Below are 26,606 nucleotides of genomic sequence, written 5' to 3'. Positions count from 1 at the left end.
GCGTGCCCGCTTCCGCCACGCGCATGTAGATGGTGGGCCGCAGACAGCGCAGCCGCGCGCTCATGCCCTGAAGACTCTCCGCGTGGCCGATGAAGAGATGGCCACCGGGACGCAGCCTGTCCGTGAGCCCCTCCACCACGCGCAGGCGCGCGGCGGGGCTGAAGTACATGAGCACGTTGCGGCAGAGGATGAGGTCGAACGTGCCGTTCACGTCGTGCGGCACGTGGTGCAGGTTCAGCGGGCGAAACAGCACGCGCGAGCGCAGCTGCGGGCCGGGCTTCATCCAACCCGCCTGCTTCCCCGTGCCCTTCAGCATGTAGCGGCGCAGGTACGCGTCGGGAATCTCGCGGGCCCGCTCGATGGGCCACAGCCCCTCGCGCGCGCGGCGCAGGGCGGAGGTGGACAGGTCCGTGGCCAGCAGGTCCACGGCCCAGCCTTCTTCCGTGGGCAGGCAGACGCCGAGCATCATCGCCACGGAGTAGGGCTCTTCACCCGTGGCGCACGCGGCGGACCAGATGCGCAGCCGCGCGGTGCGCTGGCCGTGCTCGGCCTCGGCGCGCCACGCGGGCACGAGCGTGTCCTGGAGGAAGGTGAACTGCGAGGGCTCGCGGAAGAAGGAGGTCTCGTGGATGCAGAGGGCCTCCAGCATCCGGCGCGCCTCGTCCGCGTCCTCGCCGCTCGTCACGCGCTGGTAGTAGGCGCCGAACGAAGGCAGGCCCAGGGCGCGGATGCGGTGCCCGAGCCGCGCGGTGAGGAAGGCCTTCTTGGTCTCCGCCAGCAGGATGCCGCTCTCCTGGTGCACCCACGCGCGGAAGCGCTGGAACTCCTCGTCGTTCAGCGGGCGCGGCTCGGGTGCGCCCGGAAAGACGTGGGGGCGGGAGGACGTGGTCATCAGGGGCCCGAGGGCTCCGCCGGTGTGGCTTCGACCGCGGGCTCCGGGGCGAGCGCGAGGTCACTCGAAACGGCGGGGCTCGGCGGCTCCTCGCGCGCGGCGAGCGCCTCGGGAGACAGCGTCCGGGCGATGTCGAGGATGAGGACGAACTGCTGGTTCAGCCGCCCCAGGCCCGACAGGTAGCGGGCGTCCATGCGAACGCCCAGCGTGGGCACGGGCTCGATGTCCTCGGGGCGCAGGTCGATGACCTGATCCACCGTGTCCGCCAGGAGCCCCATCACCCCGGTGCCCTCGGCTTGGGGAAGCTCCACCAGGACGACGCACGTCTTGGGGGTGATGGCGCTCTCCTGCCCCTCGAAGGTCATCCGCAGGTCCACCACGGGCACCACGCTGCCTCGCACGTTCATGGCGCCCCGCACCGCGCGCGGGCTGCCCGGCACGCGGGTGACGGTCTCGTAGCGGAGGATCTCCCGCACCTGCAGGATGCCCACCGCGAAGGCCTCACCGGCCATGTGGAACGTGAGGTACTGCTCCAACTCGCTGGTGGGCGCGGCCATCATCGCGTGCCCCCGTCGAAGGGCGTGAAGCCCTCATCGGAGGCGTCCACCACCGTGTTGACCTCGGGGGCAAGACGCGGCGGCGGGGTGCGCGCGGGCGCGGCCCGCCGAGGCGCCGGAGCGCGCGGCGCGACCGGGGCGATGCGCGCGTGGCGGGCCGGCAGACCCGTGGGGCCGTCGTGCGACACCTGGAAGAAGGCCACCATCTCCGACAGGCCCTGCGCCTGCTGCGCCATCTCCTCGGCGGTGGAGGACAGCTCCTCGGCCGCCGCGGCGCTGCGCTGGGTGACCTGGTCCATGCGGCCCATGGCCTGGCTGATCTGCGTGACGCCCACCGCCTGCTCGCGCGACGCGGCGGCGACCTCCTGCACCAGGTTCGCGGTGCTGCGGATGGACGGCACCAAATCCCCCAGGAGGTTGCCGGAGCGCTCGGCGATCTTCACGCTCGTCGACGCGCGCTCGCCAATCTCCTTGGCCGCGCTCTGGCTGCGCTCCGCCAGCTTGCGCACCTCGGTGGCCACCACCGCGAAGCCTCGCCCGTGCTCGCGGGCGCGCGCCGCCTCGATGGCCGCGTTGAGGGCCAGGAGGTTCGTCTGGTAGGCGATCTCCTCGATGATGGAGACCTTCTCCGCGATGGCCGTCATCGCGGAGACCGTCTCATGGACCGCGCGCCCGCTCTCCTCGGCGTCGCGCGCGCCCTTGGAGGACATCTGCTCCACGCGCTTGCTGTTCTCCGCGTTCTGGCTGATGGAGGCCGTCATCTCGTCCAGGCTGGACGTGGTCTGCTCCACGGACGACGCCTGCTCGCTGGTGCCCTCGGACAGGCTCTGGGACGTGGCGGAAATCTGCTCGGAGGCGGAGGCGAGGCTGTCCGCGCCGGTGCGAATCTCTCCGATGATGCGCGACAGGTTCTCGCGCATCTGCGCGAAGGCCTTGCCCAGCACGTCGCGCTCCGAGCGCGGCACCGTCTCCACGCGCAAGTCTCCTCGGGCGATGGCGGACGCGGCGGTGGCCTTCTCCTGGAGGTAGGCGATCATCGCGTTGCTGGCGGACAGCAGCTCGCCCACCTCGTCCTGGGACGTCACCTCGATGCGGTGGTCCAGGTTGCCGTGGGAAATCTCGGTGAGCACCGCCGCCGCGCGGATGAGCGGCGTGGAGATGGAGCGCACCGTGGCCACGCCGATGAGCGCGGTGAGCGCCACGGCCACCAGCAGCGCGACGAGGGCGTAGCCCACGAGGCTGTTGTTCATCTCCTGCGTCTGGCGCATCACCTGGGTGATTTTCTCGCGCTGGGTGGCCTGGAGCGCCTGGAGCGTCTTGTTGGCGCGGCTGTACGCCTGGTCCATCATCGCCATGCTCTGCGTGGCGCGCTCCTGGGCGGCGTTCGTCTCCGCGGCCTTGCCTTCCTTGTCGAAGGCCACGCGCTGGGCGGCCTCGTCGAACACGCGGTTGGCGTGGCTGATGACGGCGCGGATGTCCGGGCGCAGGCTCTGGAAGGTGTTGGCCTCGCCCGCGTCGTCCGCGAGCAGGGCCTCCAACTGGCGCGACTTCTGCTCGTAGGCGTCCTTCTCGTTCTCGAAGTTGGCGCGCTCGCCCACCACGTCCCAGTTGCTGAGCACGTCATTGCCCGGCGTATCCAGGTGCAAGAGCTGGATGCCCAGCTCGCCGAGCTGCTGGGCCTTGGCCTGCTGCTCCGCGATGTGGGCGTGGTTCTCCTGGGTGAGGTGGGCCATCAGGTACATCACGCTCCACATGCCCACGAAGAGCACGACGGAGACGATGGAGGCGAGGACGAGCTTGCCGCGGACGGACAGTTGGCTCATGTGGGGGGCACCGGGGGGAGGTCAGACGAAAGGGGGGCGGGGACGGACTTGCGCTGGTGGGCGAGTCGAAGCAGGCCAGGGATGTCCAGGATGAGCGCCACGCGCCCATCCCCCAGCACGGACGAGCCCGCGAGCCCAGGCAGCCCCTGGAACACGGCGCCCAAGGGCTTGAGCACCACGGGCTGCGTGCCGAGCAGGGCATCCACCGCGAGGCCGAGCTGGCCGCCCGCGTGCTGGAGCACCACCACGTTCTCGCGGAGCGCCGGGGGCGCGCTCACCCCGAACAGGTCTCGGGCGCGCACGTAGGGCAGGGCCCGGTCGCGCAGGTGCAGCATGCCGCGCTCGGCGCCGGTGCTCGCGCTCTCGGGCAACTCCAGACACTCGGTGACGGTGTCGAGCGGCAGCACGTAGGTCTCCTCGCCAGCGCGGACGAGGAAGCCGTCGATGATGGCCAGCGTGAGCGGGAGGCGCATCGTGAAGGTGGTGCCCGCGCCCGGCGTGGAGCGCACGGCCACCGAGCCGCGCAGGGCCTCCACCGTCCGGCGCACCACATCCAGGCCCACGCCTCGGCCCGAGTACTCCGTCACGGCCTGGGTGGTGGTGAAGCCAGGCTCGAAGATGAGCGAAGACAGCGCCGCGTCGTCGAGCTGCTCGGGCCGCGAGGCCAGCCGCTGTTCCCGCGCGCGCTGCTCGATGGCCGCGCGGTCCAGGCCGGCGCCATCGTCCGACAGCTCCAGGACGGTGGCGCCCGCGTCATGCAGGGCGCGCAGGACGAGCTGGCCGCAGGGCTCCTTGCCCCGCGCCAGCCGCTCCTCCGGACGCTCGATGCCGTGGTCCAGCGCGTTGCGGATGAGGTGCGTCAGGGGCGCGCGAAGCTGCTCCACCAGCCGGGTGTCCAGCTCCACGTCGCCGGCCTGCACGTCCAGCCGCGCGCGCTTGCCCAGGCTGGCCGCGACGTCGCGCACCGTGCGCGCATAGGGCCGCAGCGTGGGGGCCAGCGGCACCATCCGAAGCTGCATCACCTGCTCCTGCAGCTCCTGCGAGACGAGGTCCACCTCCCAGCTCGCCTCGCGCAGGGAGGCCGCCTCGGCGCCCTCCAGCTTGTGCAGGAGCCGCCCCAAGCGCTCGCGGGCGATGGTCAGCTCGCCCGCCAGGTCCAGCAGTCTGTCCAACCGGCGCACGTCCACGCGCAGCGTGTGCGCGGCCAGCTCCCCGGTCGACTCGCGGGCAGGCTCCATGGGGGACGGGCTCTCGTCGTCGCCCAGGGCCTCGGCCTCCGCGGCGGGCTCGGCCGCCGAGGCGATGTCCGTGGCCAGCAGGTCCAGCACCGCGTTCACGCTGGGCGGCACGTCCCCGGACTCGCCGGTGGTCGAGGGCATCAGGGCGCGCAGGGAGTCCACGGCCCGCAGCAGCAGGCTCACCCGCTCCGGCGTGACGACCAGCGTGCGCTGGCGCAGCCGGTCCATGAGGCTTTCCACGACGTGGGCGAACTCGCTGAGCTGCACGAACCCAAGCGAGTTCGCCGTCCCCTTTAATGTATGGATAAGCCGGAAGAGGCGTTTCAGGGTGCTGGGCGAGTCTGGATTGGACTCCAGCTCCAGCAATCCCTCTTCAATGCCTCCCAATTGCTCATCCGCTTCGACAACGAAGATGCTCAAGAGCAGGTGGCGATCGACTTCCATGTATGTCTGGACTGCGCCAGCGAGGGGGGAGTGCTGCCGCGGCACATAGATGTGTCACGGCTGGTTTTTGTTATCAAACGGGTCGTGTCTGACTCATAGGTCCGGTCGGGCTCGCTGGCGTGTGGGGGAACGATTGTGACAGGGATTGCAGACCCGTCGGGTATTCGTGTGCGAGATGTGTGCAATTGAACGCTCGGGCAGGAGGGAGCGTCGCGTCACGCACGCCTGGCCGCAGGTCGGAGGAACGGTGCGTGGGTCCACGCGCCGCCCGACTCGCCACGTTGGCTGGGGCGTTCGCCCGACCTCCGAAGGAGGGAGCGAGTGGTGGCATCGACGGTGTGCCGCAGGGTGTGTAGAAAAAGACCGTGGGGCGCGGGTCCGCGCCCGGAAGAAGGACCTCATGGACGCACTTGAATGCCTGATGACGCGCCGGACGGCGCCCGTGTTGACGGGCCCGGAGCCGACGCGCGAGCAGCTCGACCAGATTCTCCGCGCGGCCGTCACCGCGCCCGACCACAAGCTCCAGCGCCCGTGGCGCTTCGTCATCGTCCGGGGGGCGGGACGCGAGCGGCTGGGCGAGGCGCTGGTCGCCGCGGCGCGCGCCGCGGACCCGGGCATGCCTGCGGAAGTGCTGGAGCGTCAGCGGATGAAGGCCCTGCGCGCGCCGCTCCAGGTGGTCGTCATCGCCAGCCCCAAGGAGCCGTCGCCCGCGCCGCGCTGGGAGCAGCTCGCCTCGGCGGCGGCCGCGGCGCAGAACGTGTGCCTGGCGGCGCACGCGCTGGGGTTGGGCTCGGGCTGGAAGAGCACGCCGTTGGGCGAGCAGGCGCCGCTGCGCGAGGCGCTGGGCATGCAGCCAGGTGAGGAGCTGCTGGGGCTCATCGAGCTGGGGTACGTCCCCTCGGACGCCAAGCTGCGCCCGCGGGTGGCGGTGGACGTGGGCTCGGTGACGTCCGAGCTGGGTGGCGAGCGGCTGAGCGCCTACGTCCCGCCCAGCGCGGGCTAGAGGCTGGCGCGGTAGAGGTGCTCGTAGCGCGCGGCCACGCCGTCCGAGGAGAACTCCGTGCGGGCCCGCTGCTGCCCGGCGAGTCCCATGCGGGCGGCGGCGGCCGGGTCCGACACGAGCGCATCGATGGCGCGCGCGAGCCCCGGGGCATCGCGCGGCTCCACGAGGTAGCCCGTGCGCGAGTCGTCGATGATGTCGGGGATGCCGAACCAGCGCGTGCCGATGGCGGGCAGCCCCGTGGCCATGGCCTCCAGCAGGGAGATGGGGAACGTCTCGCCGGGCATGTAGCTGGGCAGCACGATGGCGTCCGCGGTGGCCAGCAGCGCGGGCATGCGCTCATTGGACAGATGCCCGGTGAGCTCCACCACGTCGGAGAGGCCGAGCGAAGCCACCTGGGCCGCGATGTCGTCCGAGAGCGGCCCCGAGCCCGCGATGACGAGCTTCAGCCGGGGATGTTTGTCCTTGAGGCTGGCGACAGCGCTCAAGAGCTCCGCGTGGCCCTTGCCCGGCACGAGCCGCGCCGCCATCAGCAGGCGGAAGGGCGCCTCGGGGTTGAGCGGGCGCTCGGGGCGGCCGGGGAACTTCTTCAGGTCCACGCAGAAGGGCACCACCGACACGCGCGCGGCGGGCATGCCGTTGGCCTCCAGCTCGCGTGCCGCCGCGGCGTAGGGCATCACCGCGCGGCTGGCCCGCTGCTTCTCCAGCCAGAACGTGGCGTCGCTCATCCGCGAGGTGCGCCCACCCTGGCGGAACCACGCCAACGTGGCGTGATGGGTGACGAGGGTGGAGGGAGTCCCAGCCAGCTCGGCCGCGACGAACGCGTCCATGCCCGCGATGCCCACCGCGTGAATGTGGAGGGCATCCATCTCTTCTCGCTTGAGCAGGCGCGCCAGGGTGCTCACGCGCTCCGCGCGCAGCCGGGCCGAGCGCAGCTTGCGTCCCAAGCCGCTGCCGCTGCCCGCTGGAGACGGCAAGGGAATGACGCGGATGTCCAGGGCCCGCGCGCTGCGCTGCAGCTCCTCGCGGTCCTCCAGCACACAGGCGATGGCGGGCACGACGCGGCCCGAGCGCGCCTGGGACTCGCAGAGCATGAGGAGGAAGGTCTCCACCCCCGTCATGCCGACGTTCTCCAGGTAGTGGAGCACCTTGATGGGACGGGCCTCCGGAATGGGGTGGGCGTCGGGCGCGGGGCGCGGGAGGGATGGGGCGTTCATGGGAGTACGCAGCTCAGCAGGTTCTTGGCGAAGACAGGGCCCAGCAGGAGCTGCTTGCCAGACACGGCGGCCGTCGCGGCCGCGGAGATGTGACTGCCGTCGTCCAGGTAGACCTCTTCCACCTGGAAGGTGTCTCCCGAGGGCGTCAGGCGCAGCACCTGCGTGGGCGCGCGCCGCGTCTCGGTCACGTCCGCGGCATAGGAGGCGAAGTCGAGCAGCTTGGGGTGCGCGGCGATCCACAGCGCTCCCGTCGCGTCGCGCTCGATGTTGTCCGCGCCCGTGCCCAGGGGGAGGGTGTGGCGCAGGTGGAGGGCTCCCGTGTCGACGTCGCGCGTGTAGACGGACAGCGACTGGGCCACGGACTGGGCCAGGTACACCGTCTTCCCATCCGCGGAGCAGTTGATGCCGTTGGCGAACGCCATGCCGGTGAGGGCTTCGTGAAAGCCCTTGCCGTCGAAGTACACGACGTTGCCCCGCGCCAACTGGAGGTAGTCCTCGACGACCTGCAACGAGCCGGGCGGGAAGTGGTGATCGTTCGTGACGTAGAAGCGCTCCGCGTCCACCGCGACGAGGTCATTGGGCGACACGAGCGCGGGGTCGCGCACCGTCCGCGTGTGGACGAGTGCCCCTTCCGCGCTGACCTGGAAGCGCTCGACCTGGGCGCCTCCGGTCGACGGGTGGTTGATGACGAACAGCGTCTGCGTGCCATCCGGCGCGACGTAGAGGCTCAGGCCATGCGGGTGGAAGTCCGCGGAGAACGTGCCGGTGAGCAGCGTGGGCGGCGAGGCGCCCGTGGGGTCGAAGCGGTAGATGCCGCCTGGGACAGGGTGGCCCGCCTGGGTGGCGCGCCGGTCATCCGAGGACACATACGCTTCGCCCGTCGTGGGGTGGAAGGTGATGTCCTCCCCCCCGGGCATGCCGGCCACGGGGACGCAGTGGCCGGCGAAGTGGGGCGACAGGTGCTTGAACTGGCCCGCGTCCGCGAGCGTCTTGAGCACGAAGCCGCCCACCAGGAGCAGCCCCGCGCCGAGTCCGAGCAGCCTCTTGTTCCGCATGGTGCCTTTCTAGCGTGCGTGCTCCCGCGCTGTCGCCTCCGGGTCAGCGCGGCACGAGCACCAGGTCGTCGAGGTACAGCGTGCCCTGGTTCGTCCCCGAGTCGTCCTGGATGTAGAGGTCTCGCAGGGTGCCGGATGACACACCCAGGCTGCTGAGCGGAATGGAGACCTTCTCCCAGGTGCCCGGGGTGATGGGGTGTCCCAGCGCGGTGTCCAGGCGGATGTCTCCCAGCGGGGTGGTGCCGTCGAGCAGGGCGATGCGGACCTGCTGGCCGCCGGTGCTCCCGCCATGCACCCAGAGGTCGATGGACTGGTAGGCCGCGAGGTCCAGTCCGTCGTGATGGAAGTACAGGCCGGCCCAGTCATCCGGCTCGACGCGGATGGCGGCCGAGCCCGCGTGCACGGTGTTGTACTCGTCCAGGCTGTGGTCCGCCCAGGACCAGTCCTGGAAGCCATTGCCGAGCGCGTCGTCGAAGATGACCCGGCCTTGCGAGGGGGGCGGCTCCGTGCGGCCTTCGGTGAGTGCCACGCCCTCCGTCATCGTGACGGTGCGCACGTTGCGGGTGCGGATGTAGTCGAGGATGGCGATGAAGTTGGCCGTGCGGTACTGCGTGTCGCGGGTGGGGGTGCCGCTGGTGAACTCGTGGAACAAGAGGACGAGCCAGCTCTTCTCGGCGATGGCGCGGTCAATCCAGTCGCGCACCGTGGCCACGGTGACGTTGCGGTTCACGTCGTTGCCGCGCAGTTCGTAGATGACGGTGTCCTGGAAGTTGCGGCCCCCGTTCACCGTGCGGCTGCTGGCGTACTCCTGCTTGATGGCCGCGAGCACGCTGGCGTTGTAGGCGCCATAGGGCGGCGCGAAGGCCGGCACGGAGGCCAACCCGAACGTGCTGGCGAGCCACAGTCGCGAGTCATGCAGTTCGGCGGTGAGGTTGCCAGGCGAGAGCGTGGTGAGGTCCGGGTGGGTCAGCGTGTGGCTGGCCAGCTCGTTGCCCTCGGCTTGAAGGGTGCGCACCTGCTCCACCGTCAGGTAGCCGTTCCAGCCCTCGGAGAGCGCGTGGGTGATGAGGAAGTAGGTGACGTGGATGCCTCGCGCGTTGAGCGCGGGGCGGGCCGCCGTGAATTGGGTGGCCCAGCCGTCATCGAGGGTGAGGGTGACCATCCCCTCGTTGAATGGATTGGCCGCGAGCGCGCTCGCCGCGCTCAACCAACAACTCAGCACGGCGATGGGGCTGGCCCACCGCCGGATGATTCGCCGCATGTGCATGACATCCCCCCGGAAGAATGGTCCGCGAGGATAGTGCCGGAGCGCATGCGATGGACAGGTGCTCGCGCGCTCGGGGCTCGCGGGCTCACGTGCTGGCGAGCAGCGTGGCCTTGTTCCGCGTGAGGAAGCCGCGCACGTCTTGCGCGGGCCGGCCCGTGAGTTGCCGCACGACGTCCGTCACGAGGGCGGTCTTCCCCTGGGCGATGCCCGCGTCGATGGAGGCCAGCGCGGCGGCGAGCGGGGGCGGGAGCCCGGCCTGCTTCATCCCCTCCTCCAGCGCCTCGCGAGGCACGGACACCGCGGTGACGGGGCGCCCCAGGAGCTCGGTGGCGAGCCGTGCCACCTGCGCGTACGTGAGCACCTCGGGGCCGGTGACATCCAGCACGCGGCGTCCCTCGAAGCCATCGGTCAGGGCCGCCACCGCGGCGCGAGCGCAGTCCTCGCGGGTGACGAACCCCACGCCGCCGTCGCCCGTGGCCGAGACGAGCTGGCCGGAGGCGAGCGCGCGCGGCAGGGTGTAGAGCAGCAGGTCCGCGTACAGGTTGTTGCGCAGCACCGAGTATCCGAGCGGGCTCTTCGCCAGCGCCTCCTCGGTGCCGCGATGGTCACCCGCGAAGGTGATGGGTGAGGACGCATCCGGGTGGGTCAGCGAGGTGTACACCACGTGCTTCACGCCCGCGGCCACCGCGGCGGCGACCGCGTTGCGGTGCTGCGTCAGGCGACGGCCCACGCGCGTGAGGTCATCCGTGCTGATGAGGAGCATGCGCTCCGCGCCCGCGAACGCCTGGGCGAGGGTGTCGGGCGCGTCGAAGTCCGCGGCTCGCACGGTGACGCCGCGCGCCTGGAAGTCGCGGAGCTTCTCGGGGTCGCGCGTGGTGGCGATGAGGGGGCCGGCGTTGGCGGCGAGCAGCAGCTCGAGGACCTGACGGCCCAACTGTCCGGCGGCGCCGGTGACGAGGAGGGGCTTGCGCATGGCGAGGACTCCAGACTGCGAGGTTCGACGCCTATGTGTCGTTGTTGCGTCTGAGGCGCAATGCGCGCTCACGCGTTACACTGTTGCGTTGGAGGAACAATGGACCTCAATCACCTGTCGGTCTTCGTGGCGGTCGCGGAGACGGGAAGCTTCACGGAGGCGGCGAGCCGGCTGGACGTGACGAAGTCCTCGGTGAGCCGGGCCATCACCGCGTTGGAAGGGGCCCTGGGCGTGCGGCTGCTCCACCGGACGACGCGCACGGTGGCGCTGAGCACGGCGGGTCGCGCGCTGTACGAGCGGATGGGGCCCCGCCTCCAGGCGGTCCAGGAGGCGCTGGCGGACGTCCCGGAGCTGGAGGCGGAGCCCTCCGGCACGCTGCGAGTCACCGCGACGGCGGACTTCGGCACGGAGGTGCTGGCGGAGGTCCTGATGAGCTTCGGCCGACGCTACCCACGGGTCCGCGTGGAGGTGGTGCTCACCTCGCGCACCGTGGACCTGGTGAAGGAGCGGTTCGACGTCGCGTTCCGCATGGCGGACGGGCTGAAGGACTCACGGCTGGTGGCGCGGCGGCTGGGCTCGCTGACACTGCACCTGTATGCCGCGCCGTCGTACCTCGCGGCGCGTGGCACGCCCCGTCGGCCGAGTGATTTCGCCGCGCATGACTGGGTGATGCTGACCTCCATGCGCGGGGTCTCGTTACAGGACGCATGGCGTGTGAAGCTCCCCGAGAACCCACGGCTCGTCTCGGACGACATGTTCTTCGTGCGCGAGGCGATCCGCCGGGGCGCGGGGCTGGGGGCGCTTCCCACGTTCCTGGTGGACCAGGACCTTCGCGAGGGGCGGCTCGTGCGCGTGCTGCCCCGCTGGACGCTGCTCAACGGGAGCATCTACCTGGTCATGCCGAGCGCGAAGCACCTGCCGCGCAAGGTGGCGGTGTTCCGCGACCACGTGGTGGAGGCGCTCCGGCAGCGCCTGCCCCAAGGCGAGGGGTAGCTTCAGAGCGGCTGCCACAGCTCCAGCTTGTTCCCGTCGGGATCGAGGATCCACGCGAAGCGACCGTTCTCGTGGGACTCCGGTCCCTTGAGAATCGGGACGCCGTCCTGGCGGAGCTGCGCGAGCAGCCCGTCGAGGTCATCCACGCGATAGTTGATCATGAAGCCCGCTTCGCTCGGGCTGAACCATTCGCTGGTGTTCGCCGCGACATGCCAGACGGTGAGGCCGCGGTCCTCGGCCTTGTCCTCGGGCCACTTCAGGATCGCGCCGCCCCACTCCTCGAGCCGCAATCCCAAATGTCGTGCGTACCAGGCCGCGAGCTGCTTGGGGTCCGACTTGGACTTGAAGAAGACGCCCCCGATTCCAGTGACTCTCGCCATGGGCGGCAACATGCCAGAGGCGGGAGTCACCGGGAAGATTGGCGCGGCTCAAGGCCCGAAGCGGCGGCGGCGCTCGTCGAGGAGCCACTGCTCCAGCGCGGCGACGCTCTCGGCCGAAGGCTCCTCGGGCAACACCGATGCGGCATGCGCGTCATCGAGCACCTGGAAGGCTCGCGCCACTTCTCCACGCCAGTGTTGGCTGAGCGCGTCGGGCAGCTCGCTCTTCTCGCCGCGCAGCTTCTGCTCGACCAGGGCGTGGGCCGGCGCGAAGCCGTAGGGCTCCAGCAGCTCGGTGACGTCTGTCTGCACGTGCCCGGTGCGCAGCGCGTGCGCGCCCGTGAGCGCGGTGCGCAGCACATAGAGCAGCCGCTTGGCGGACCGGAACCCGCTCTTCTCCCACTCGCGGAGCTGACCGGACGCGAAGCCGCGATAGTGCCGGTACAGCCGGCGTGAGAGCACCGCGCGCACGCGAGGCCGCAGCGACTCGAGCGCGGGCGAGGTGCGGAGCGGAATGGCATCCAGCACGCGCTCCAGATAGTTGCCATTGCCCTGGAGGATGCCGAGCAGCGCGGGCTGCAACTCATTGGACGAGTAGTCCACCTCCACGCCCTCGATGATCTCCAGCCGCTCGGCGGGCACGACGCGCGGGGTGAGCGCCAGGAGCGAGCCCGTGGGCTCCACGTGGATGCACTTCAAGTCCAGGTCACTGTCCGGGGACGGGAACCCATACGCGTGCGCGCCCGACAGCGAGATGACCAGGTGCTCGCGGCGCGCGGATTCCTCATCGAGCGCGCGGTCCGCGATGCGCCGCTGATGGTCCGTCAAGGTGCCCTTCATTCCATGTCCTTCCATTCCAGCGCCGGAGCCTCTGGCGCGTCTCGACCCAGCGGTCCCGGTGTCTGGAGCACCGCGCGCCGGGCCACCTCGTGGCGCACGCGCCGCAGCAGCGCGTCCGCGCGACCATAGTCTGGCTGCTCGGGCAGGCGGCTGGTCCGGTGCGCCTCTTCCAGCTCGGGCGCCATGGCCTCGGCGTCGCGCAGCACGTCCTCCAATGGGACGCGGCCCTGCTTGATGTCCAGGAGCCGCGTGCGCAGGGCCCCGGTCGCCGCGAAGACGGGCTCACCCTCGCGCAGCCAGCTCGTGGCCAGCGCCACCAGCCGCAGCAGGTTGTAGGCGTTCTTCGGCCGCAGCTCGCGCGCCGTGGGCGGTCGCTGTCCGCCTCCGCGCGCGTAGACCGTGAGGGCCGCGAAGTCGTTGCTCGCGAGCAGGCCTTGGTCCGACAGCGAGCGGTAGAGCTGCTTGATGTACGTGCGGGCCGCGAGCTGCCCCTCCTGCTCGGTGGGCGCGGCGCGCGGAGACAGGGCCGCGAGTCGCCGGGCCACTTCGTCCAGGTCCGGCGCGGGCTCCTCGCACAGCCAGCCGAGCACGAGGTCCCGATGCTCGGCGAGCCGCTGGCTCCGGGTGAGCTTGTCGAGCTGGCTCATGGCATAGCGCCCGAAGCTGCCGAAGATGGCCCGCGACACGAACGCGCCCCGGGTCTCCAAGAGCCACGCGCCCGTGTCGTCCAGGGCCCGCGCGCCGGGGACGAACAGCGTCTCCAGTGTATTGGGGTCCGCGAGCAGGGCCTGCTCCACGGTCTTGCGCACCTCCCAGTAGGTGGTGCTGCCGTCGGCGGACACGAGGTCCACGGGCGGCTCTCCCAGCCCCAGCGTCCACGACAAGGGCAGGGCGAACACGCCGCGCAGATCCACGTCCGAGTTCTCGTCGGCCAGGCCCCAGGCGTGGCTGCCCACGCGGGTCTCCAGCACGACGCAGGGCGTGAGCGCGGTCCAGGCCGCCTCGCGCCGGTGGGCGAACCGCACCTGTCCTGGGCGCCGAGGGACCAGCTCCTCGCGGGCATACCAGACCTCTCCGACACCGACGATCTGCACGTCGCAGCCGCCGTCCCGAGTTCGCACCACGCGCCCCACCACGCCCTGGGGGATGCGCCGGCCCCCCGAGGCCAGACGCTCCACGCGGGTCGTCACCTCGGTGCCGTGGGGAAGGGGGATGGACAGGCGATCCACCTGCTCCAGGCCTCGGATGCGTGAGGTAGCGGACAGCTCGTCGGAGGTCTCGGACATGGGCGCTTTATAGCCCGCGAGCGAATCAGGAACGGGCGCGCGGGAACGTCAGACCCGGGCTCCATATTTCGGGGGGAGATAGATGATCCAAACCCTTCAATTGTTTGTTCCGGCACTGCTCGTGCTGTGGGTCGCGGTGGTTGCGCGTCCCCGCCGCAAGCAGCGCCGCTGGAAGTCGGGCGGCGCCCGATTGTGACTGCTTCCCGTGCGCGGGAAGCCCAGCCTGACGCGCGTTAGCGCGCGTCAGCCAGGCCGCGCGGTATAGGCTGCGCGGCCATGTCAGAAACCCCTCCCACCACCTTTGGTCGATACCAGCTCATCCATCGCCTGGGACAAGGCGGGATGGGCGAAGTCCACCTCGCCAGCCTCGTGGGCGCGGGGGGCTTCGAGAAGCTGTATGTCCTCAAGACCATCCTGCCGCGGATGGGGGCGGACCCTCAGTTCGTCCAACGTTTCCAGCACGAAGCGCGGCTGCTCGTGCACCTCCAGCACTCGAACATCGCGCAGGTGTACGACCTGGGCGAGGTCTCCGGCACGCTCTTCATGGCGATGGAGTACGTGCCCGGCGTGGACCTGTCGCGCGTGCTGGGGCGCGCCTCACAGGTGGGCGCGCCCATGCCCATCCCCATCGCGCTCCACATCGGTCAGCACGTGGCCGAGGCGCTGGGCTACGCGCACCGCAAGGTGGGCCCGGATGGGCTGTCGCTGGGCATCGTCCATCGCGACGTGTCGCCCCACAACGTGATGGTGTCCTACGAAGGGGAGACCAAGGTCATCGACTTCGGCCTCGCGAAGAGCGCGGCGGGAAGCGCGCACACGCTGCCGTCCACGGTGATGGGCAAGCTCGGCTACATGTCTCCGGAGCAGGCGCGCGCGGAGAAGCTCGACCACCGCAGCGACATCTACTCGTGCGGCGTGGTGGTCTGGGAGATGTTGGCGGGTCGTCGCCTGTTCGACGCGGAGTCGGTGGGGCAGATGATCGCCGCGATGGGGCGCCCGAACATCCCGTCCGTGCGCTCGGTGCGGCCCGAGATTCCGGCCTCGCTCGACAAGGTGGTGCACCGCGCGCTGGCGCCCGAGGTCAACGACCGCTACGCCCGCGCCGATGACTTCGCGCGCGCGTTGAACGAGGAGGCCATCCGCTGGCACGAGCGCGCGGGTGCCGAGGAAGTGGGCACGTACCTGCGAGACCTCTGTCCGGAGGAGTTCGCCGAGCAGCGCCGGCTCATCTCCACGCTCAGCCGCCGTCTGCCCACCGCGCCCGATGTCCACGCCGCCGACATGGCGGGGACGTACGTGAGGGAGGGCTCGGGAGGCGCCGCGGTGCAGGCCACGTCCTCGTCGACGCATGGGAGCGGCGGGACGTTCTCGTCCGGGGGAACGCCATCATCTGGGGTGCAGGGAGGCCGTGGTGCTTCGGCCTCCACGGGGCAGAGTGGGGGAGTGGCCACGTCCGCGCAGAGTGGTGGCACCGCGGCCTTTGCTTCCTCGGGGACGGGTGGTGGCGTGTCTGCTTCGGGGGCGACGCCGGCGAACGCACACGTCCCGGCGGCTTCCGGGGCATCGGGCGTGAGTCCTGCGCCGAGTTCGCCCAGCCTGCCAATCGCGACTGCCGTCGGTTCGCCGGCGATGACGGGGGCGGCGTCGAATCCTCCGGAGGCTCGGCGACAGCGCGCCACGATGCTGGCGCTCGTCGTGGTGTGTGGCGTGCTGGCGTGCGCGCTGATTGCCGTGCTCATGACGCGCAGCGGGAAGGGCGCTGCCCCGGTCTCCGAGCCCGTCGCCCGCGTGGAGCCCGCACCGCACCCGGCGCCGTCGAGCCGCTCGAATGAGGTGCCTTCGCGCGGAGCGGAAGCCACGGCTCGCTCGAATGAGGCTCCTGCTCGCAACGCGGATGCCCCGGCTCGCGGCGCCGAGGCGTCCGCTCAGGAAGACGCGATGCCCGCCGAGTCCGATGAGGCCAGCGCGTTCTATGAGGTCATCGAGGACGGGGGACAGCTCTATGTCCGCGCCGGTCGCCTGGATGGGATGCGCAAGGGCACGGAGATCCAACTGGTGGGGTCTCCCGGAGCGGATGGCCGCAGGGCTCGCTTCGGCAAGGCCTTGGTGATGGAGATCAGCGGCGAGCACCTGTCGCGCCTTCACGCGGATGAGGCACCTCCCGCGGGTGTGAAGCTGTTCGTTCCCCGGGCGCAGCCCGTGACGGATGACCGGGGCAATCGCCGTCGGCCTGTTCGCGCGACGCCTGCCGTGGCGGCGACTCCCAACGCGCCCGCGGCGGCTCCCGTGGCTGCGACCGCGCAGCCTGCGCCCGCCGCTGTCCCCGCGGTCGCGAAGTCTCTCAAGGGGCGCGTGGTGCTCGGTGGAATCGGACCGCTCAAGCGGCTCGTGATTCACAATCTGGAGACGCGCCCGTGGACGTCCTGTGACCTGCGGCTGGCCAACAACAAGCAGTACCGGTTGGCCCATCTGGCCGCGGGCGACCAGGAGAGCATCGCTTTGGCCCGCTTCCGTCAGGACGGGGTGGAACTGGACACCGACCTGTCTTGGGTGGACGTGAAGTGCGCCGAGGGCAGCGCGCGAATGAGCTTCTCCGCCAACTGAGCGAGCAGCGGCCCGTCGTGGCCGCGCGTGCGAGCGTCGCTCATGACAGCATGAGGCCCCGGACGGGCTCATGCGAACGAGATGGCTCATGTGGCTGCTGGCAGGCGTGCTGGGAGGCTGCGCGGTCGTGGGCGTGAAGGCGTGGCGGACGTATCGCTATGAGCGCGTGGCGCTCCATCCCGCGTTCACGCCCGCCTCGCGCGATGGACTCCCTTCGGGCTTCCATCCGCGCGACGTCACGCTCACCTTCGACGCGGGCGCGCAGGTCCGAGGCTGGTACGTCGCGCCCCGCCTGGGCTCGGCCATTGTCCTCGTCCATGGTTCGCCCTCCACCCGGCTCGACCTCGTCCGCGAGGCGGCGGTGCTGGCCCGTCGAGGGCACGGAGTCTTGTTGCTCGACATGCCGGGGCACGGTGAGAGCCCGGGGCCTCCGACGTGGGGGGCGGAGCATCGGGCCGCGGTGCGTGCGGGCCTCGACTTCCTCGCGCATCAGCCCGAGGTGGATCCGTCCCGCCTGGGTGTCTTCGGCTTCTCCATGGGCAGCGCGGTGGCCGCGCGCGTGGCCTCCGAGGATGCGCGTGTGGCGGCGGTGGCGCTCGCCGGTGCGTTCACCCGCTTGGAAGCGCAGCTCACCCACGAGTTCGGTGCGTGGGGGCCCGTGACGTCTGTTCCCGCGGTCCTGGCCGCGCGCCACGCGGGGCTCGCCCTGGAGGACCTGCGCCCCGAGGCCGTGGTGGGGAAGCTCGCGCCCCGCCCGCTGCTCCTCATCGCTGGCACGGAGGACAGCGCCGTGCCTCCAGACATGGCGCGGAAGCTGTACGCGCTCGCGGGAGATCCGAGGGCCCTGGTGCTCGTTCCCGGCGCGGGACATGGGCACTACGCAGAGACGCGAGACGGCGACGCGTACCTCGCGCAGGTGGGGGACTTCTTCGACAAGTCCCTCGCCCCCAGGCAGCCCCAGCTCAGCCAAACTTCCGAGTGATGAAGCTCAAGATGAGCTGACCCAGATGGGCCTGGGCCCACAGCGGCGTGAACGTGTGGTCCGCGCCGTCCACCACCTCGAAGCGGAAGTTGGGACGACGGGCCAGCTTGCGCGCGCGCGGGCCCAGGTATCGCTCGATGACGTCGAGACCGCCGTCGTTGGCGCTGTAGACGAGCAGCGACTCCAGACCCCGGTCCGCCAAGGACACGAAGGCGCGGCGCACGTCCTGGTGCTGGCGCTGCTCGGGACTCTGGAGCGGCCCGGGCAGCGGCAGGGTCTGCGCCTGCTTCATCGCGCGTGACAGCATCTCCCGCGCGATGCGCTTCACCTGGATTTCGCCGCGCATCAGCCGGCGCCACGTCTCCTTCTGGAGGGCCGCGCTCCGGTAGAAGCGCGTGGACTTGAATGACGTCTCGTACGCGGGCCGCTGCTCGCGCTGGCGGATGACGAGCGAGTCGCCCGCGCGCCAGACGAAGGTCTGCGGGTTGATGAGGATGTGTCCCGCCACACGCTCATCCGCCACGCTCGCGTGGAACGTGAGGAACGCGCCCGAGCACACCGAGGCCACCACATGGCGGCGCAGGCCATACGCCTCGCCCAGCCAGTCCATGGCCTCCTGGATGTCTCTCACCGAGGCCTTCGAGTAGAGCGGATGCTCGGGCTCGCCGGGCGCGGGAGGACTGTCCCCCACGCCGCCGATGTCCATTCGCATGGCCACGAAGCCACGCGAGGCCAGCTCGCGCGACAGCGTCACGTGCATGCGGTTGGGCCCGATGCGGTGGTTGGCGCCCACGGACACGAACAGCACGCCCGCGCGGGTGCGCTCGGCCCGCCCCGAGAGCGGCTCGCTGACGATGCCGAACAGCCGACCCCCGGTGCCAAAGCGCACCGCGCGCTCTCGCACGCGCGCGCCGCCCGGTGCGGTGCACTCGAATGGGGTGTGGCCCACCGAGGCCACCGCATGGGCCACGAGTTCCGACGGCTCCTCGCGAGCATCGGTGTCGCTCATCCAGCGCACGAACGTGTCGAGCGCGTCCTCGGGCAACAGCGTGAACTCCGCGTCGCGCATCGCGGCGGCGTAGCCCGGCACCGAGGGGCTGGACACGTCCACGCCGTGGCTCTGCAGATGTCGGGCGAGCTGGGCCTCCGCGCCCGGCAGGTCATCGCGGCCGAGCAACAGGGCACGGCGCACCGCGCGCGGCGCCGCTTCCAATGGGCGCAGCGCGGAGAGGTCATCGGCGGTGCCTGGCAGCAGCAGGTAGCCGGCGATCTCCTCACCCGCGTCCGCCGCCGCGTTGCGTGGCGCCTGCGCGTTCTCCTTCTCCTTGAGCTGTCGGAAGGCGCGCAGCTCGCGCACGTAGGCCCGACCCGTCGCCGGGGTGGCCCAGAGCATCAGCGCGCGCACGTCGTCGCGCTCGGCGGCTGTCATCAGCGCGAACAGTCCGCCCAGGCGCAGCCCGAACAGGCCCACGTGCCGCACCCCCGCGCGCTGCTTCAGCGCGTCGATGGCGATGCCCACGCTCTCGCGCCACGCGGCGACGCGGCCGGGTTCACCGTCGTGGCCCGCGGAGTCTCCGGTGCCGTCGTAGTCGAAGCGCAGCACCGCGAAGCCCACCTCGGCGAGCCGCGCCGCCAGATGGCGGTACGTGCGGTGCGCGGGCATGGCCTCGTAGCCCAGGGGGTTGCACAGCACGACACCCAGCCGACGCGCTGGAGCGCCCTGCGGCGGGTGGTACCAGCCGAAGAGTCGGCGGGACTCAGGGCCGAGGACCAGGGGCAGGGGCAGGGCGTGGGCCTCGGGGGGCGGGGCGGGGACCTGGCCGGGCTCGGACGTGGACCTCGCGGCGTTCGGGCTCATGGACGGATTCCTCCCGAGGCCGCGGGAGCGGACGACTCGATGCGCTGGGGGCTGGCCGCGTTGAGCGCCTGTACGAAGCCCCGGAACGGCCGAGCCGAGGGACGAGGACGCAGCACCACCGCGCGCTCCTCCCCGGGGGCCAGGTGGAAGTAGTTGTCCTCGGGCACGTGGCCAGGGACATCGAACCAGACGGACTGCGCGAACCGCTTCGCGCGCACGCGCACGAGGTGCCCGCCGTCACCCAGGGGACTCGCGTGTGCCTCCAGCCCGGGCTCGCGAGGAGGGGCGGCGCGCGTCGCCGCGGGCAGGTGGAACGCGCGTTGGAGGACTCGGCCGGTGGTGCGCTCGCGCAGCAGCGCGACCGTGAGCGCATGGCCCGGCGGGCCGAAGCGGTAGGCCTCGGTGGAGTCCACGAAGTGGCCCACCATCGCCTCGGTGGAGCGCCTGATGGCGCTTCGCGCGGGGACGACGACGGAGGCCTTGCCGCTGGCCACCGGCACCTCGCCGTCGCGGTAGAAGGTCACCTCCAGCTCCACGTCGAGCGCCTCGCGGGTGTCGTTGGTCACGTTCACGTCCAGCCCATCGAGCCCTTCGTCCGACAGCGCGAGGAGCACGGGCTGCAGCGTGCGCTTGACGGCGTAGTACGCGGCCTTGGGCAGGCCCGTCGCGTCCACCAGCCCCCAGCCGGCGCCGGGCCACAGGTCGCGGAAGAACCAGACGAGCGCGCCTTGGCACGACGCCCCGGGGCGGCGGAACTCGGCCAGCGTGGCCGCCATGACCTCGGCGGTGGCCACGCGTCCCAGCGCGAGGTAGCGCGGCACGTCCGCGTAGCGCAGGCGCGCGGGGTCCACGTCGAACAGGAGGCGCAGGTAGTGGTCGCGCACGTCCTCGAAGTCCCAGCCCGAGCCGGAGTCCCGCGGCACGCGAGCCTTCCACTTCGGGTGGTGTCCGGGCGCTTCACCGTCTCCCAGCACGCGCTCCAGCGTGGAGTCCTCGGGGATGTTGGAGAAGGCCAGGCACTCGGACGCGAAGCGCACGCCCGCGCGCCGCGCGTCCTCCAGCGGCCGCAGGTACGCGCCCACGCCGTAGTAGTGCGTGACGCCCTCGCGGGTATGGAAGGGCATCGCGCCGCCGCTCGGGGACGAGCGCCAGTAGGGCACGTCCGGTCTCAGGCGCGCGCTGACGTCGGGCAGCAGCGAGGTGAAGAGCGGGCCCGTCCACTGCTCGCTCGGCAGGCCCATCATCGCGGCCTGTTGTTCCGCCTCGCTGTTGCCGCAGAGGACGGCCAGCGCGGGGCTGCCCTGCACGCGCGCGAGGAACTGCTCCGCCTCACGGCGCGCGCTGGCCTGGAACGCGGGGTCCTCGGCCGGGTAGTCCATGTTGGCGAACATGAAGTCCTGCCACACGAGGATGCCGCGCGCGTCGCAGGCGTCGTAGAAGCGGTCGTCCTCGTAGACCATGGTGCCGCCCACGCGCAGCATGTTCATGCCCGCCGCGCGTGCCAGCTCCAGCGCCTCCGCGTAGTCCTTCTCCGCCCCGTTCAGTGACACGACATCGAGCGGCGTCCAGCACGCGCCGCGGCAGAACACCGGCACGCCGTTGATGGACAGCGCGAAGCCCCCGTCACGTTGGGACAGCTCCACCGTGCGGAAGCCCACGCGCCCCACGTCGAGCGTCACGCGCTCGCCGCCCTCCAGCACCACGTCCACGCGAGCCGGATACAGCGTGGGCTCGCCGTGCGTGTGGGGCCACCAGCGCTCCACTTTCTCCAGCGCGCCTTCGCCTCGGATGCGCCAGACGCCATCGCCGCTGGACTCACACCTCAGCGCCGCGCGCGCAGCGCCCACTTCCAGCGTCGCGGAGGCCACCCGCGCGCGGCCCAACGCTTTCACCTGGAGATCCACCGTGACGTGTCCGCCGTCGCCGTGAGGCGTCGCGCGCACATCCGCATCCTCGAGGGAGAGGTGGCGGCGGTGCTCCACCCGCACGGCGCGCCAGGGCCCCACGGGGGGAACGGCGGGGCACCAACCCGGGATGTGTCCCAGCAGCGTGGTGCGGAACCAGCGCAGGTGCGTGGCGTCCACCAGCCGCGTGCGCCAACGGGGCCGCGCGCGGCGCTCCTGGATCGCGGGCGCGAGCGCGCGGAAGCGGATGGCCAGCCGCCGCGTGGCGCCCGCCTGCGCGGTGACGTCCACCGCGTGCGCCTGGAACATGTTGTCCGAGCGCAGCACCACCGCATCGTCCAGCCACACCTCCGCGAGCGTGGCCAGCCCGTCGAAGCACAGGAAGACCGCGCCGTCCTCGGGCGCGGGCAGCACCACGTCCACGCGGTACCACCAGTCCCGCGTTTCGAGCGCAGGCGGGGGACAGTCCAGGTCCCACGCCTTCGCCTCACGCAAGGCCGAGGCGGCCGTGCCCGGAACACTCGCGGCAAGCCACGCGAGCGGTTGTGCCGTGAGGCGCGAGGGCGCATCCACGGCGCCGGGCTCCACCGCCACGGCCTGCCAACCGGTATCGAGCGGCGTCACCCGGTGGGTACTGACGGAACGAATGCGGCCCATGGTCCTCGCCTGTCAGCCCGCGTCCGAGGCGAGCTGGGCCATGCCGCGCTCCCACCCGGTCACCATCGTCCCGAGCAGCTCACTGAAGTCCGCGGGCTTGCGCGCCGCCACCGAGCGCGCACCCTTGAGGATGAGCGTCTTGGCGGCGGAGGAGATGGACTCCAGCTCGGTGGCCGCGCGCACGAGCCCGCTGGACGCACCGCCGTCCAGCCAACGCAGGTACGCCGCGGCCAGCTCGAAGTTCGCGCCCACCTGTCGCAGCGTGGCGAAGGCATAGGCGTGGTACGTGTCGATGCCGACCCCGCGCAGTCCATCCACGTCCTGGCCGAACCGCTCCGCGAAGCGCGCGCACGGGTTCTGGGCGGGACGGCGGCGCAGGTGATGCGTCAAGAGTCGCCGTGAGCGCGCGCGCAGCTCGTCGGGCGTGTGGCGCTCCAGTCGCTCCAGGTTCACCCACTCGGCGAACAGCGGCAGGACGTTCGGGTCCCACGTGCCGCCGCGTCGGAAGACGCCGTCGAAGTCCGCGCCCTCCAGCGTGTAGTAGCCGCTGTTGTGGAAGTAGCCCAGGCGGCGCGCCTCCACGTCCAGGGTCTCCAGCGCGATGGTCGTCTTCGTGTGCTGGCGCCCGTAGTCCGTGCCCGCCGTGTCCGGCAGGTAGAAGGCGTCCGCCTCGGTGAGCACGAGCCGGCCCGCGCTCAGGTGCAGCGCGGCGTGCTCGGCCAGCGTCCGCCACACGTTCAGCTCCTGCACGTCCAAGCCATAGAGCGTGTGCAGGTCTTCATGCGGCGGCTTGAAGAAGGTCCACTGGTCGCCCACGAAGTCGAGCGCCAGGGAGAAGGCCAGCAACGGGAGCGGGTCCAGGCGTTGGGCGTGGAGCAGCTCGATCCACAGGTCGGCGTAGCAGTTCTTCTCCACCCAGAGGGAGCCCTCCGCGTGGAGCGCGTGCTTGACGTAGGCGCGGGGGTCTACTCCGAGGACCGAGACGATGCTCATGGCCAGAGCACCTTGCGGACCTCGGTCGGCCACTCGGCGGGGACGTAGCCGTGCGTGCGGAACAGGGCCATCGTCACGCGCTCCAGGCCGAAGCCGAGGCACGCGGTGTGGGCCACCTGTCCGTCCTGCGTCTTGATGTCGAACAGGAGCCCGAAGTGGTCCTGGTGGTAGTTGAACGAGCAGATGGCGGTGGGCTTCTCCTTCGACAACACCGGCACCACCACCTCGAACTTCAGCTTCTGCATCCGCTGGTTCGCCGCGAGCATCCGACCGCCGCGGCCGAAGAACGGATCCGACGCGGTGACGGGCTCGACGGGCAGGCCCAGCCGCCGCAGCAGCGTCAGGCCGCGCTCCAGCCACTGGTCGCGCCAGTCCGCCACCTGCTCCGGCTTGCCGCCGCGCACCATCTCGCGGATGCGGAAGGACTGCATGCGCGTGGGCTCGGGCGAGGGCTCATGCCGGAAGACCCAGTTCTGCACGTCCACCAGCCGGCCCTTCTCCGGCAGCGTCCCGGTGAACTGCGGGTACACCGGGTAACAGGAGGCGGGCGCGAGCACGACCTCCGTCATGGCCTGGAACTGCGACCAGGGCTTGCCCTCGTGCACGCAGTTCATCATCTCGCGGTGCTGCGCGTCGTTGCCCACGAAGCTGAAGATGGTGCCGGCCAGTTGGGGGAACGACTCGAGGTAGTCGCTCTTCTCGAAGACGCGCCGGTCGATGATGGGCGGAAAGAGCATCTGCTCGGCGCCGTCGTCCTTCGCGGCCTCGGTGACCAGGTCGCCGAAGCGGCGCAGCACGTCCTCGAACACGGGGCCCCGGCCGAACGCGCCGGGCACGCCGACGGGGAGGATGAGCTTGTGCGCGACGAGCGCGTCGTGGAAGTCCTGCGCGGAAATGTCAGACACGGGGGAACTCCAGGGGACTGCGAAGGAGAGGGCCGCGGGTGTCGCGCGCCCCGGAACGAGCGGCGCGCGCGGCGTCAGGGAAGAAGCGTCATTCGTCCTTGAGGACGAGCAGGAGGGAGGCGTTGGTGGCGAGGATGCGGTCGTTGCCAATCATCAGCGCCGCCGAGTGGGCATCGCGCAAGTGACGGCCGAGTGAGAACGGCGAGTCGTTCTTGTAGCCCTGGATGCCGCAGATGAGCAGCGCGCGGTGGACGATGTCCACGACGAGCTGCGAGGCGGACACCTTGAGGTTGTTCATCTTCAGCGAGAACCCGATGGAGGACAGGGCCTCCGGGTCTCCGGCCGCCATGCGGCGCCCCGCGTCGCTGGAGACCTCGTGCACGCTGGCGCGCAGCGTCTGCAGTTGGTTGTGCACCTCGGCGAGCCGCACCGCGGTGGGCGGGGTGGTGCCGGGCTTGGCGCGAGCCTGCTGCCGCACGAACGCGCGAGCGCGGCCCACCGCGCCGGCCGCGATGCCCAACCACACGCTGCTCCACAGCACGTGGGACACCGGCACCATGGTCTGGCTGGCGATGTCCGCGAAGGGCACGGGCAGCACCTGCTCGGCGGGACCGGACGAGCGCACCTTGGCGCCCGGGCTGCACGTGCCGCGCATGCCCAGCGTGTCCCACGCGCTCGTGCGCTCCAGGGTGAAGTCCCCCTTGCGCAGGAGCACCGCCACCTGATCGCTCCGAGGCGCGTCCGGCGCGCGGCGCGCGGTGGCCAGCAGGTCATCCGCGTGCTCGCCGTAGGAGATGGTCGTGGCGTCCTTGTCCAACGTGAAGCGACCATCGCGCTGCTCGACGCAGGTGACGCTGGCGCGCATCTCTCCGCCCACGCCCACCTCCGAGGTGACCGAGGCGATGAGCGCCTGGCGCTCGTTGAGCTCCGTGAGGTAGGCGCGGAGCAGGGGCGAGCTCTGGCCATGCCGCACCAGGCACGCGACCTGGATGTGGTGCATGGCGAAGATCATCGCCGTGGAGGCGCAGTGATGAGCCAGCGCCTCGCACATGGCCGCCACCTCGTCCAAGCCCAGCCCCGGCCCGCCGAGCGACGCGGGCACGAGCACCCCGAGCAGCCGGGCGCGCTTGAGCGCCTCGATGGCCTCGGCGGGGAAGCGGCCTTCGCGGTCCACCGCGTCGGCGTGGACGCGAGCGACCTCGGAGGCGATGCGGGCCACGGTCTCCAGCGGGCGCGGGCCCACCGGTGAAGCACCTTCCTGCGCGATGACGGTCGTCATGGCGCTACCGGGCCGCCCGAATCTCGTCGACCGCTTCGCTGATCGCCGAGACGCTGGAGAAGACGCTTCGACGCAGGAACTTGTCGGGGAACTCGATCTCGAAGTTGGCCTCCAGCGCGAGCATCACGTTCACGCTGGCGTGGGACGTCATGCCGGCCTGGTACAGGTCCGCCGCGTCGGTGAGGGTGGAGATGTCGACGGACAGACGGCCGTGTTCCTTGAGGATGTTGCGGATGGCTTCAGTCATGGCACTGGGGAGTCGTGGAGGTGGCAGGGGAAGGAGCGACCACGGGGCCCGTGGCGCCCGTGGCTCGCTCGGCGATGACGACGGCGGACGCGTAGTCCGCCTCGTGGGTGAGGCTCACGCAGAAACCCGTCAGGCCGCGCGCGCGCGCCAAGGCCAACGCCTCGGCGTGCAGGGCCAGGTCGCAGTAGCCCTCGGGTGAACGCACCACCTCGATGGCGCGCCAGGGCACGGGCTCTTCGTGCACGCGCAGCACTTTGAAGGTGGCTTCCTTCGCGGCGAATCTCGCGGCCAGCCGCTCCGGAGCGGCGCGCGGTTCACGCAGGCAATAGGCCAACTCGTCGGGGGTGAACAGTCGCTCCAGATAGCGCATCCCAAAGCGCTCCATGGACGCTGCGACCGCGGAGACCTGTACCAGGTCCGTCCCCACGACAACTGAACTGGAACCCATTCAGACCAACCCCCACCGCCCGCGGACGGTGGCGCCACAGTATCCGCGCGCACCTGGAAAGGTCCACTCTGATGGAAACCGAGCACCTGGGTCTGGAATCTCCCGGGAGGAGGGTTTCCGCGCACCGCGCGCTGCTGCTTCAGGGCATCTGGCTCGTGCTGGAGGCCAGGGTGTCGCGTCGGTTTGTCGGCAGAGTCCGGGGGAGTCGCGTCGCGAGGAGAACAGCGCGCGAAGGGGCGGGACGCGATGAGCGCGGCCCGCCCCCCGATGCCCTGAGGCGTCGGTGTTCGCGTTACGGCTCCGTCACGCCGACGGTGATGTCGTAGCCCACCCCGCCAACCTCGGTGAGGTCGCCGCGCGCCTCGTCCGTTTCCGAGTACTGGACGACCTGCACGGCGAACTGCCGGGCCGGCGCGGCGCGGGCCTCCTCCGTCGCGGAGAAGGTGACCTGCACCATCGGGCCCGCCTGGGACGGAATCTGGAGGTCGTCGAGGCGCGCGAGGCTCGGGTCCGTTATCCGCACGACGCCGTCACCGATGACCTCGAAGCCCGTGCCCTTCTTGCCCCAGTTCGCCCACAGCTCGGGGTCCAGGGTGAGCGTGATGTCCCCCTGCTCGAGGAAGGACGGCCCTTCGGGCACGCGGACCTCCAGCGCGGCGGCGCTGGTGCCCTCCTGCAGGAGGTTGCGCACGCGGAAGTTGAAGTTCTGTGAGACGACGAGCGGGCTGAGGTTCACCACGTTCACGTTGCGCCACGCGATGTTGTTG

The 26,606-nt window shown here is 71.0% G+C and carries 23 protein-coding genes; 4 read left to right on the top strand and 19 right to left on the bottom strand.

Translation table 11 applies throughout. The features are described 5' to 3' along the window. The 4 genes from JGU66_35485 to JGU66_35470 all read right to left on the bottom strand — a co-directional run. On the bottom strand, positions 1-892 hold an 892-nt coding region (locus JGU66_35485; protein MBJ6766087.1), incomplete at its 3' end, for a protein-glutamate O-methyltransferase CheR. Beyond that, complete coding sequence (locus JGU66_35480) at positions 892-1,452, bottom strand: purine-binding chemotaxis protein CheW (protein MBJ6766086.1); 561 nt, start codon at positions 1,450-1,452, stop codon at positions 892-894. The genes JGU66_35485 and JGU66_35480, both read right to left, overlap by 1 nt. After that, complete coding sequence (locus JGU66_35475) at positions 1,449-2,804, bottom strand: HAMP domain-containing protein (protein ID MBJ6766085.1); 1,356 nt, start codon at positions 2,802-2,804, stop codon at positions 1,449-1,451. Before JGU66_35475 ends, JGU66_35480 begins: the two co-directional genes overlap by 4 nt. A gap of 464 nt (positions 2,805-3,268) precedes the next feature. Then, positions 3,269-4,954: a chemotaxis protein CheA gene (locus tag JGU66_35470; GenBank protein MBJ6766084.1), complete on the bottom strand. Its 1,686-nt coding sequence runs from the start codon at positions 4,952-4,954 to the stop codon at positions 3,269-3,271. Between the two features lie 400 nt (positions 4,955-5,354). Here JGU66_35470 and JGU66_35465 point away from each other — a divergent pair, with 400 nt between their 5' ends. After that, positions 5,355-5,957 carry a nitroreductase gene (locus JGU66_35465; GenBank protein MBJ6766083.1) on the top strand — a complete coding sequence of 201 codons (603 nt, stop codon included), beginning with the start codon at positions 5,355-5,357 and terminating at the stop codon, positions 5,955-5,957. Here the strand turns inward: JGU66_35465 and JGU66_35460 are convergent. From JGU66_35460 to JGU66_35445, 4 genes are all read right to left on the bottom strand, one after another. Continuing rightward, positions 5,954-7,171, bottom strand: coding sequence for a glycosyltransferase family 4 protein (locus tag JGU66_35460; protein MBJ6766082.1), 1,218 nt, complete (start codon positions 7,169-7,171; stop codon positions 5,954-5,956). The two genes, JGU66_35465 and JGU66_35460, sit on opposite strands and share 4 nt — an antisense overlap. Then, positions 7,168-8,226 (bottom strand): SMP-30/gluconolactonase/LRE family protein, encoded by a 1,059-nt coding sequence (locus JGU66_35455; protein ID MBJ6766081.1) that lies wholly within the window; start codon positions 8,224-8,226, stop codon positions 7,168-7,170. Before JGU66_35455 ends, JGU66_35460 begins: the two co-directional genes overlap by 4 nt. A 43-nt stretch (positions 8,227-8,269) precedes the next feature. After that, the gene (locus tag JGU66_35450; GenBank protein MBJ6766080.1) at positions 8,270-9,487 is read right to left on the bottom strand and encodes a polysaccharide deacetylase family protein; all 1,218 of its coding nucleotides are present in this window, start codon (positions 9,485-9,487) and stop codon (positions 8,270-8,272) included. Positions 9,488-9,578: 91 nt separating this feature from the next. Beyond that, on the bottom strand, positions 9,579-10,466 hold the full coding sequence (locus tag JGU66_35445; GenBank protein MBJ6766079.1) for an SDR family oxidoreductase: 888 nt from the start codon (positions 10,464-10,466) through the stop codon (positions 9,579-9,581). Positions 10,467-10,565: 99 nt separating this feature from the next. On the opposite strand from JGU66_35445, the gene JGU66_35440 reads away from it, so the two are divergent. Further along, entirely contained in the window at positions 10,566-11,459 is an 894-nt protein-coding gene (locus JGU66_35440) for a LysR family transcriptional regulator (GenBank protein ID MBJ6766078.1), read from the top strand. A gap of 2 nt (positions 11,460-11,461) precedes the next feature. Here JGU66_35440 and JGU66_35435 read toward each other — a convergent pair whose 3' ends face one another. The 3 genes from JGU66_35435 to JGU66_35425 are packed head-to-tail and all read right to left on the bottom strand — an operon-like array spanning position 11,462 to position 13,962. Then, a complete protein-coding gene (locus JGU66_35435; GenBank protein ID MBJ6766077.1) occupies positions 11,462-11,839 on the bottom strand; it encodes a VOC family protein in 378 nt (125 codons plus the stop codon). A gap of 48 nt (positions 11,840-11,887) precedes the next feature. Then, entirely contained in the window at positions 11,888-12,676 is a 789-nt protein-coding gene (locus JGU66_35430) for a nucleotidyltransferase domain-containing protein (protein ID MBJ6766076.1), read from the bottom strand. Beyond that, positions 12,673-13,962, bottom strand: coding sequence for a nucleotidyltransferase domain-containing protein (locus JGU66_35425; GenBank protein MBJ6766075.1), 1,290 nt, complete (start codon positions 13,960-13,962; stop codon positions 12,673-12,675). The genes JGU66_35430 and JGU66_35425 overlap by 4 nt, the downstream gene beginning before the upstream one ends. 276 nt (positions 13,963-14,238) lie before the next feature. On the opposite strand from JGU66_35425, the gene JGU66_35420 reads away from it, so the two are divergent. Together JGU66_35420 and JGU66_35415 are read left to right on the top strand one after the other, a co-directional pair. Next, positions 14,239-16,566 carry a protein kinase gene (locus JGU66_35420; GenBank protein MBJ6766074.1) on the top strand — a complete coding sequence of 776 codons (2,328 nt, stop codon included), beginning with the start codon at positions 14,239-14,241 and terminating at the stop codon, positions 16,564-16,566. Positions 16,567-16,654: 88 nt separating this feature from the next. Continuing rightward, a complete protein-coding gene (locus tag JGU66_35415) occupies positions 16,655-17,548 on the top strand; it encodes an alpha/beta fold hydrolase (GenBank protein MBJ6766073.1) in 894 nt (297 codons plus the stop codon). On the opposite strand, the gene JGU66_35410 is transcribed toward JGU66_35415, so the two are convergent. The 8 genes from JGU66_35410 to JGU66_35375 form a co-directional block, all read right to left on the bottom strand. Beyond that, a complete protein-coding gene (locus JGU66_35410) occupies positions 17,529-19,406 on the bottom strand; it encodes an alpha/beta hydrolase (GenBank protein MBJ6766072.1) in 1,878 nt (625 codons plus the stop codon). The genes JGU66_35415 and JGU66_35410 overlap by 20 nt on opposite strands. Continuing rightward, entirely contained in the window at positions 19,403-21,967 is a 2,565-nt protein-coding gene (locus JGU66_35405; protein ID MBJ6766071.1) for a glycoside hydrolase family 2 protein, read from the bottom strand. The genes JGU66_35410 and JGU66_35405 overlap by 4 nt, the downstream gene beginning before the upstream one ends. 12 nt (positions 21,968-21,979) lie before the next feature. After that, positions 21,980-22,960, bottom strand: coding sequence for a DUF1839 family protein (locus JGU66_35400; protein MBJ6766070.1), 981 nt, complete (start codon positions 22,958-22,960; stop codon positions 21,980-21,982). Further along, on the bottom strand, positions 22,957-23,865 hold the full coding sequence (locus JGU66_35395) for an amino acid--[acyl-carrier-protein] ligase (protein ID MBJ6766069.1): 909 nt from the start codon (positions 23,863-23,865) through the stop codon (positions 22,957-22,959). Before JGU66_35395 ends, JGU66_35400 begins: the two co-directional genes overlap by 4 nt. Positions 23,866-23,953: 88 nt before the next feature. Continuing rightward, on the bottom strand, positions 23,954-25,144 hold the full coding sequence (locus JGU66_35390) for an acyl-CoA/acyl-ACP dehydrogenase (protein MBJ6766068.1): 1,191 nt from the start codon (positions 25,142-25,144) through the stop codon (positions 23,954-23,956). Positions 25,145-25,148: 4 nt separating this feature from the next. Next, complete coding sequence (locus JGU66_35385) at positions 25,149-25,391, bottom strand: acyl carrier protein (GenBank protein MBJ6766067.1); 243 nt, start codon at positions 25,389-25,391, stop codon at positions 25,149-25,151. Then, a complete protein-coding gene (gene acpS, locus JGU66_35380; GenBank protein ID MBJ6766066.1) occupies positions 25,384-25,839 on the bottom strand; it encodes a holo-ACP synthase in 456 nt (151 codons plus the stop codon). The genes JGU66_35385 and acpS overlap by 8 nt, the downstream gene beginning before the upstream one ends. A 292-nt stretch (positions 25,840-26,131) precedes the next feature. Next, positions 26,132-26,606 (bottom strand): hypothetical protein (locus tag JGU66_35375; GenBank protein MBJ6766065.1); only part of this gene is annotated, 475 nt, incomplete at its 5' end.

This window comes from Myxococcaceae bacterium JPH2 (genome assembly GCA_016458225.1).
In the GTDB taxonomy this organism is placed as follows: domain Bacteria; phylum Myxococcota; class Myxococcia; order Myxococcales; family Myxococcaceae; genus Citreicoccus.
This window is presented reverse-complemented; position numbering and strand designations above follow the sequence as displayed.

Bases quoted from the DNA above. Each gene is read 5' to 3' on its own strand.
- acpS (MBJ6766066.1), bottom strand. From the start codon at position 25,839: ATGGGTTCCAGTTCAGTTGTCGTGGGGACGGACCTGGTACAGGTCTCC.
- JGU66_35450 (MBJ6766080.1), bottom strand. From the start codon at position 9,487: ATGCGGCGAATCATCCGGCGGTGGGCCAGCCCCATCGCCGTGCTGAGT.
- JGU66_35435 (MBJ6766077.1), bottom strand. From the start codon at position 11,839: ATGGCGAGAGTCACTGGAATCGGGGGCGTCTTCTTCAAGTCCAAGTCG.
- JGU66_35475 (MBJ6766085.1), bottom strand. From the start codon at position 2,804: ATGGCGATGATGGACCAGGCGTACAGCCGCGCCAACAAGACGCTCCAG.
- JGU66_35445 (MBJ6766079.1), bottom strand. From the start codon at position 10,466: ATGCGCAAGCCCCTCCTCGTCACCGGCGCCGCCGGACAGTTGGGCCGT.
- JGU66_35425 (MBJ6766075.1), bottom strand. From the start codon at position 13,962: ATGTCCGAGACCTCCGACGAGCTGTCCGCTACCTCACGCATCCGAGGC.
- JGU66_35455 (MBJ6766081.1), bottom strand. From the start codon at position 8,226: ATGCGGAACAAGAGGCTGCTCGGACTCGGCGCGGGGCTGCTCCTGGTG.
- JGU66_35410 (MBJ6766072.1), bottom strand. From the start codon at position 19,406: ATGAGCCCGAACGCCGCGAGGTCCACGTCCGAGCCCGGCCAGGTCCCC.
- JGU66_35430 (MBJ6766076.1), bottom strand. From the start codon at position 12,676: ATGAAGGGCACCTTGACGGACCATCAGCGGCGCATCGCGGACCGCGCG.
- JGU66_35480 (MBJ6766086.1), bottom strand. From the start codon at position 1,452: ATGATGGCCGCGCCCACCAGCGAGTTGGAGCAGTACCTCACGTTCCAC.
- JGU66_35465 (MBJ6766083.1), top strand. From the start codon at position 5,355: ATGGACGCACTTGAATGCCTGATGACGCGCCGGACGGCGCCCGTGTTG.
- JGU66_35385 (MBJ6766067.1), bottom strand. From the start codon at position 25,391: ATGACTGAAGCCATCCGCAACATCCTCAAGGAACACGGCCGTCTGTCC.
- JGU66_35470 (MBJ6766084.1), bottom strand. From the start codon at position 4,954: ATGGAAGTCGATCGCCACCTGCTCTTGAGCATCTTCGTTGTCGAAGCG.
- JGU66_35420 (MBJ6766074.1), top strand. From the start codon at position 14,239: ATGTCAGAAACCCCTCCCACCACCTTTGGTCGATACCAGCTCATCCAT.
- JGU66_35390 (MBJ6766068.1), bottom strand. From the start codon at position 25,144: ATGACGACCGTCATCGCGCAGGAAGGTGCTTCACCGGTGGGCCCGCGC.
- JGU66_35440 (MBJ6766078.1), top strand. From the start codon at position 10,566: ATGGACCTCAATCACCTGTCGGTCTTCGTGGCGGTCGCGGAGACGGGA.
- JGU66_35405 (MBJ6766071.1), bottom strand. From the start codon at position 21,967: ATGGGCCGCATTCGTTCCGTCAGTACCCACCGGGTGACGCCGCTCGAT.
- JGU66_35460 (MBJ6766082.1), bottom strand. From the start codon at position 7,171: ATGAACGCCCCATCCCTCCCGCGCCCCGCGCCCGACGCCCACCCCATT.
- JGU66_35400 (MBJ6766070.1), bottom strand. From the start codon at position 22,960: ATGAGCATCGTCTCGGTCCTCGGAGTAGACCCCCGCGCCTACGTCAAG.
- JGU66_35415 (MBJ6766073.1), top strand. From the start codon at position 16,655: ATGTGGCTGCTGGCAGGCGTGCTGGGAGGCTGCGCGGTCGTGGGCGTG.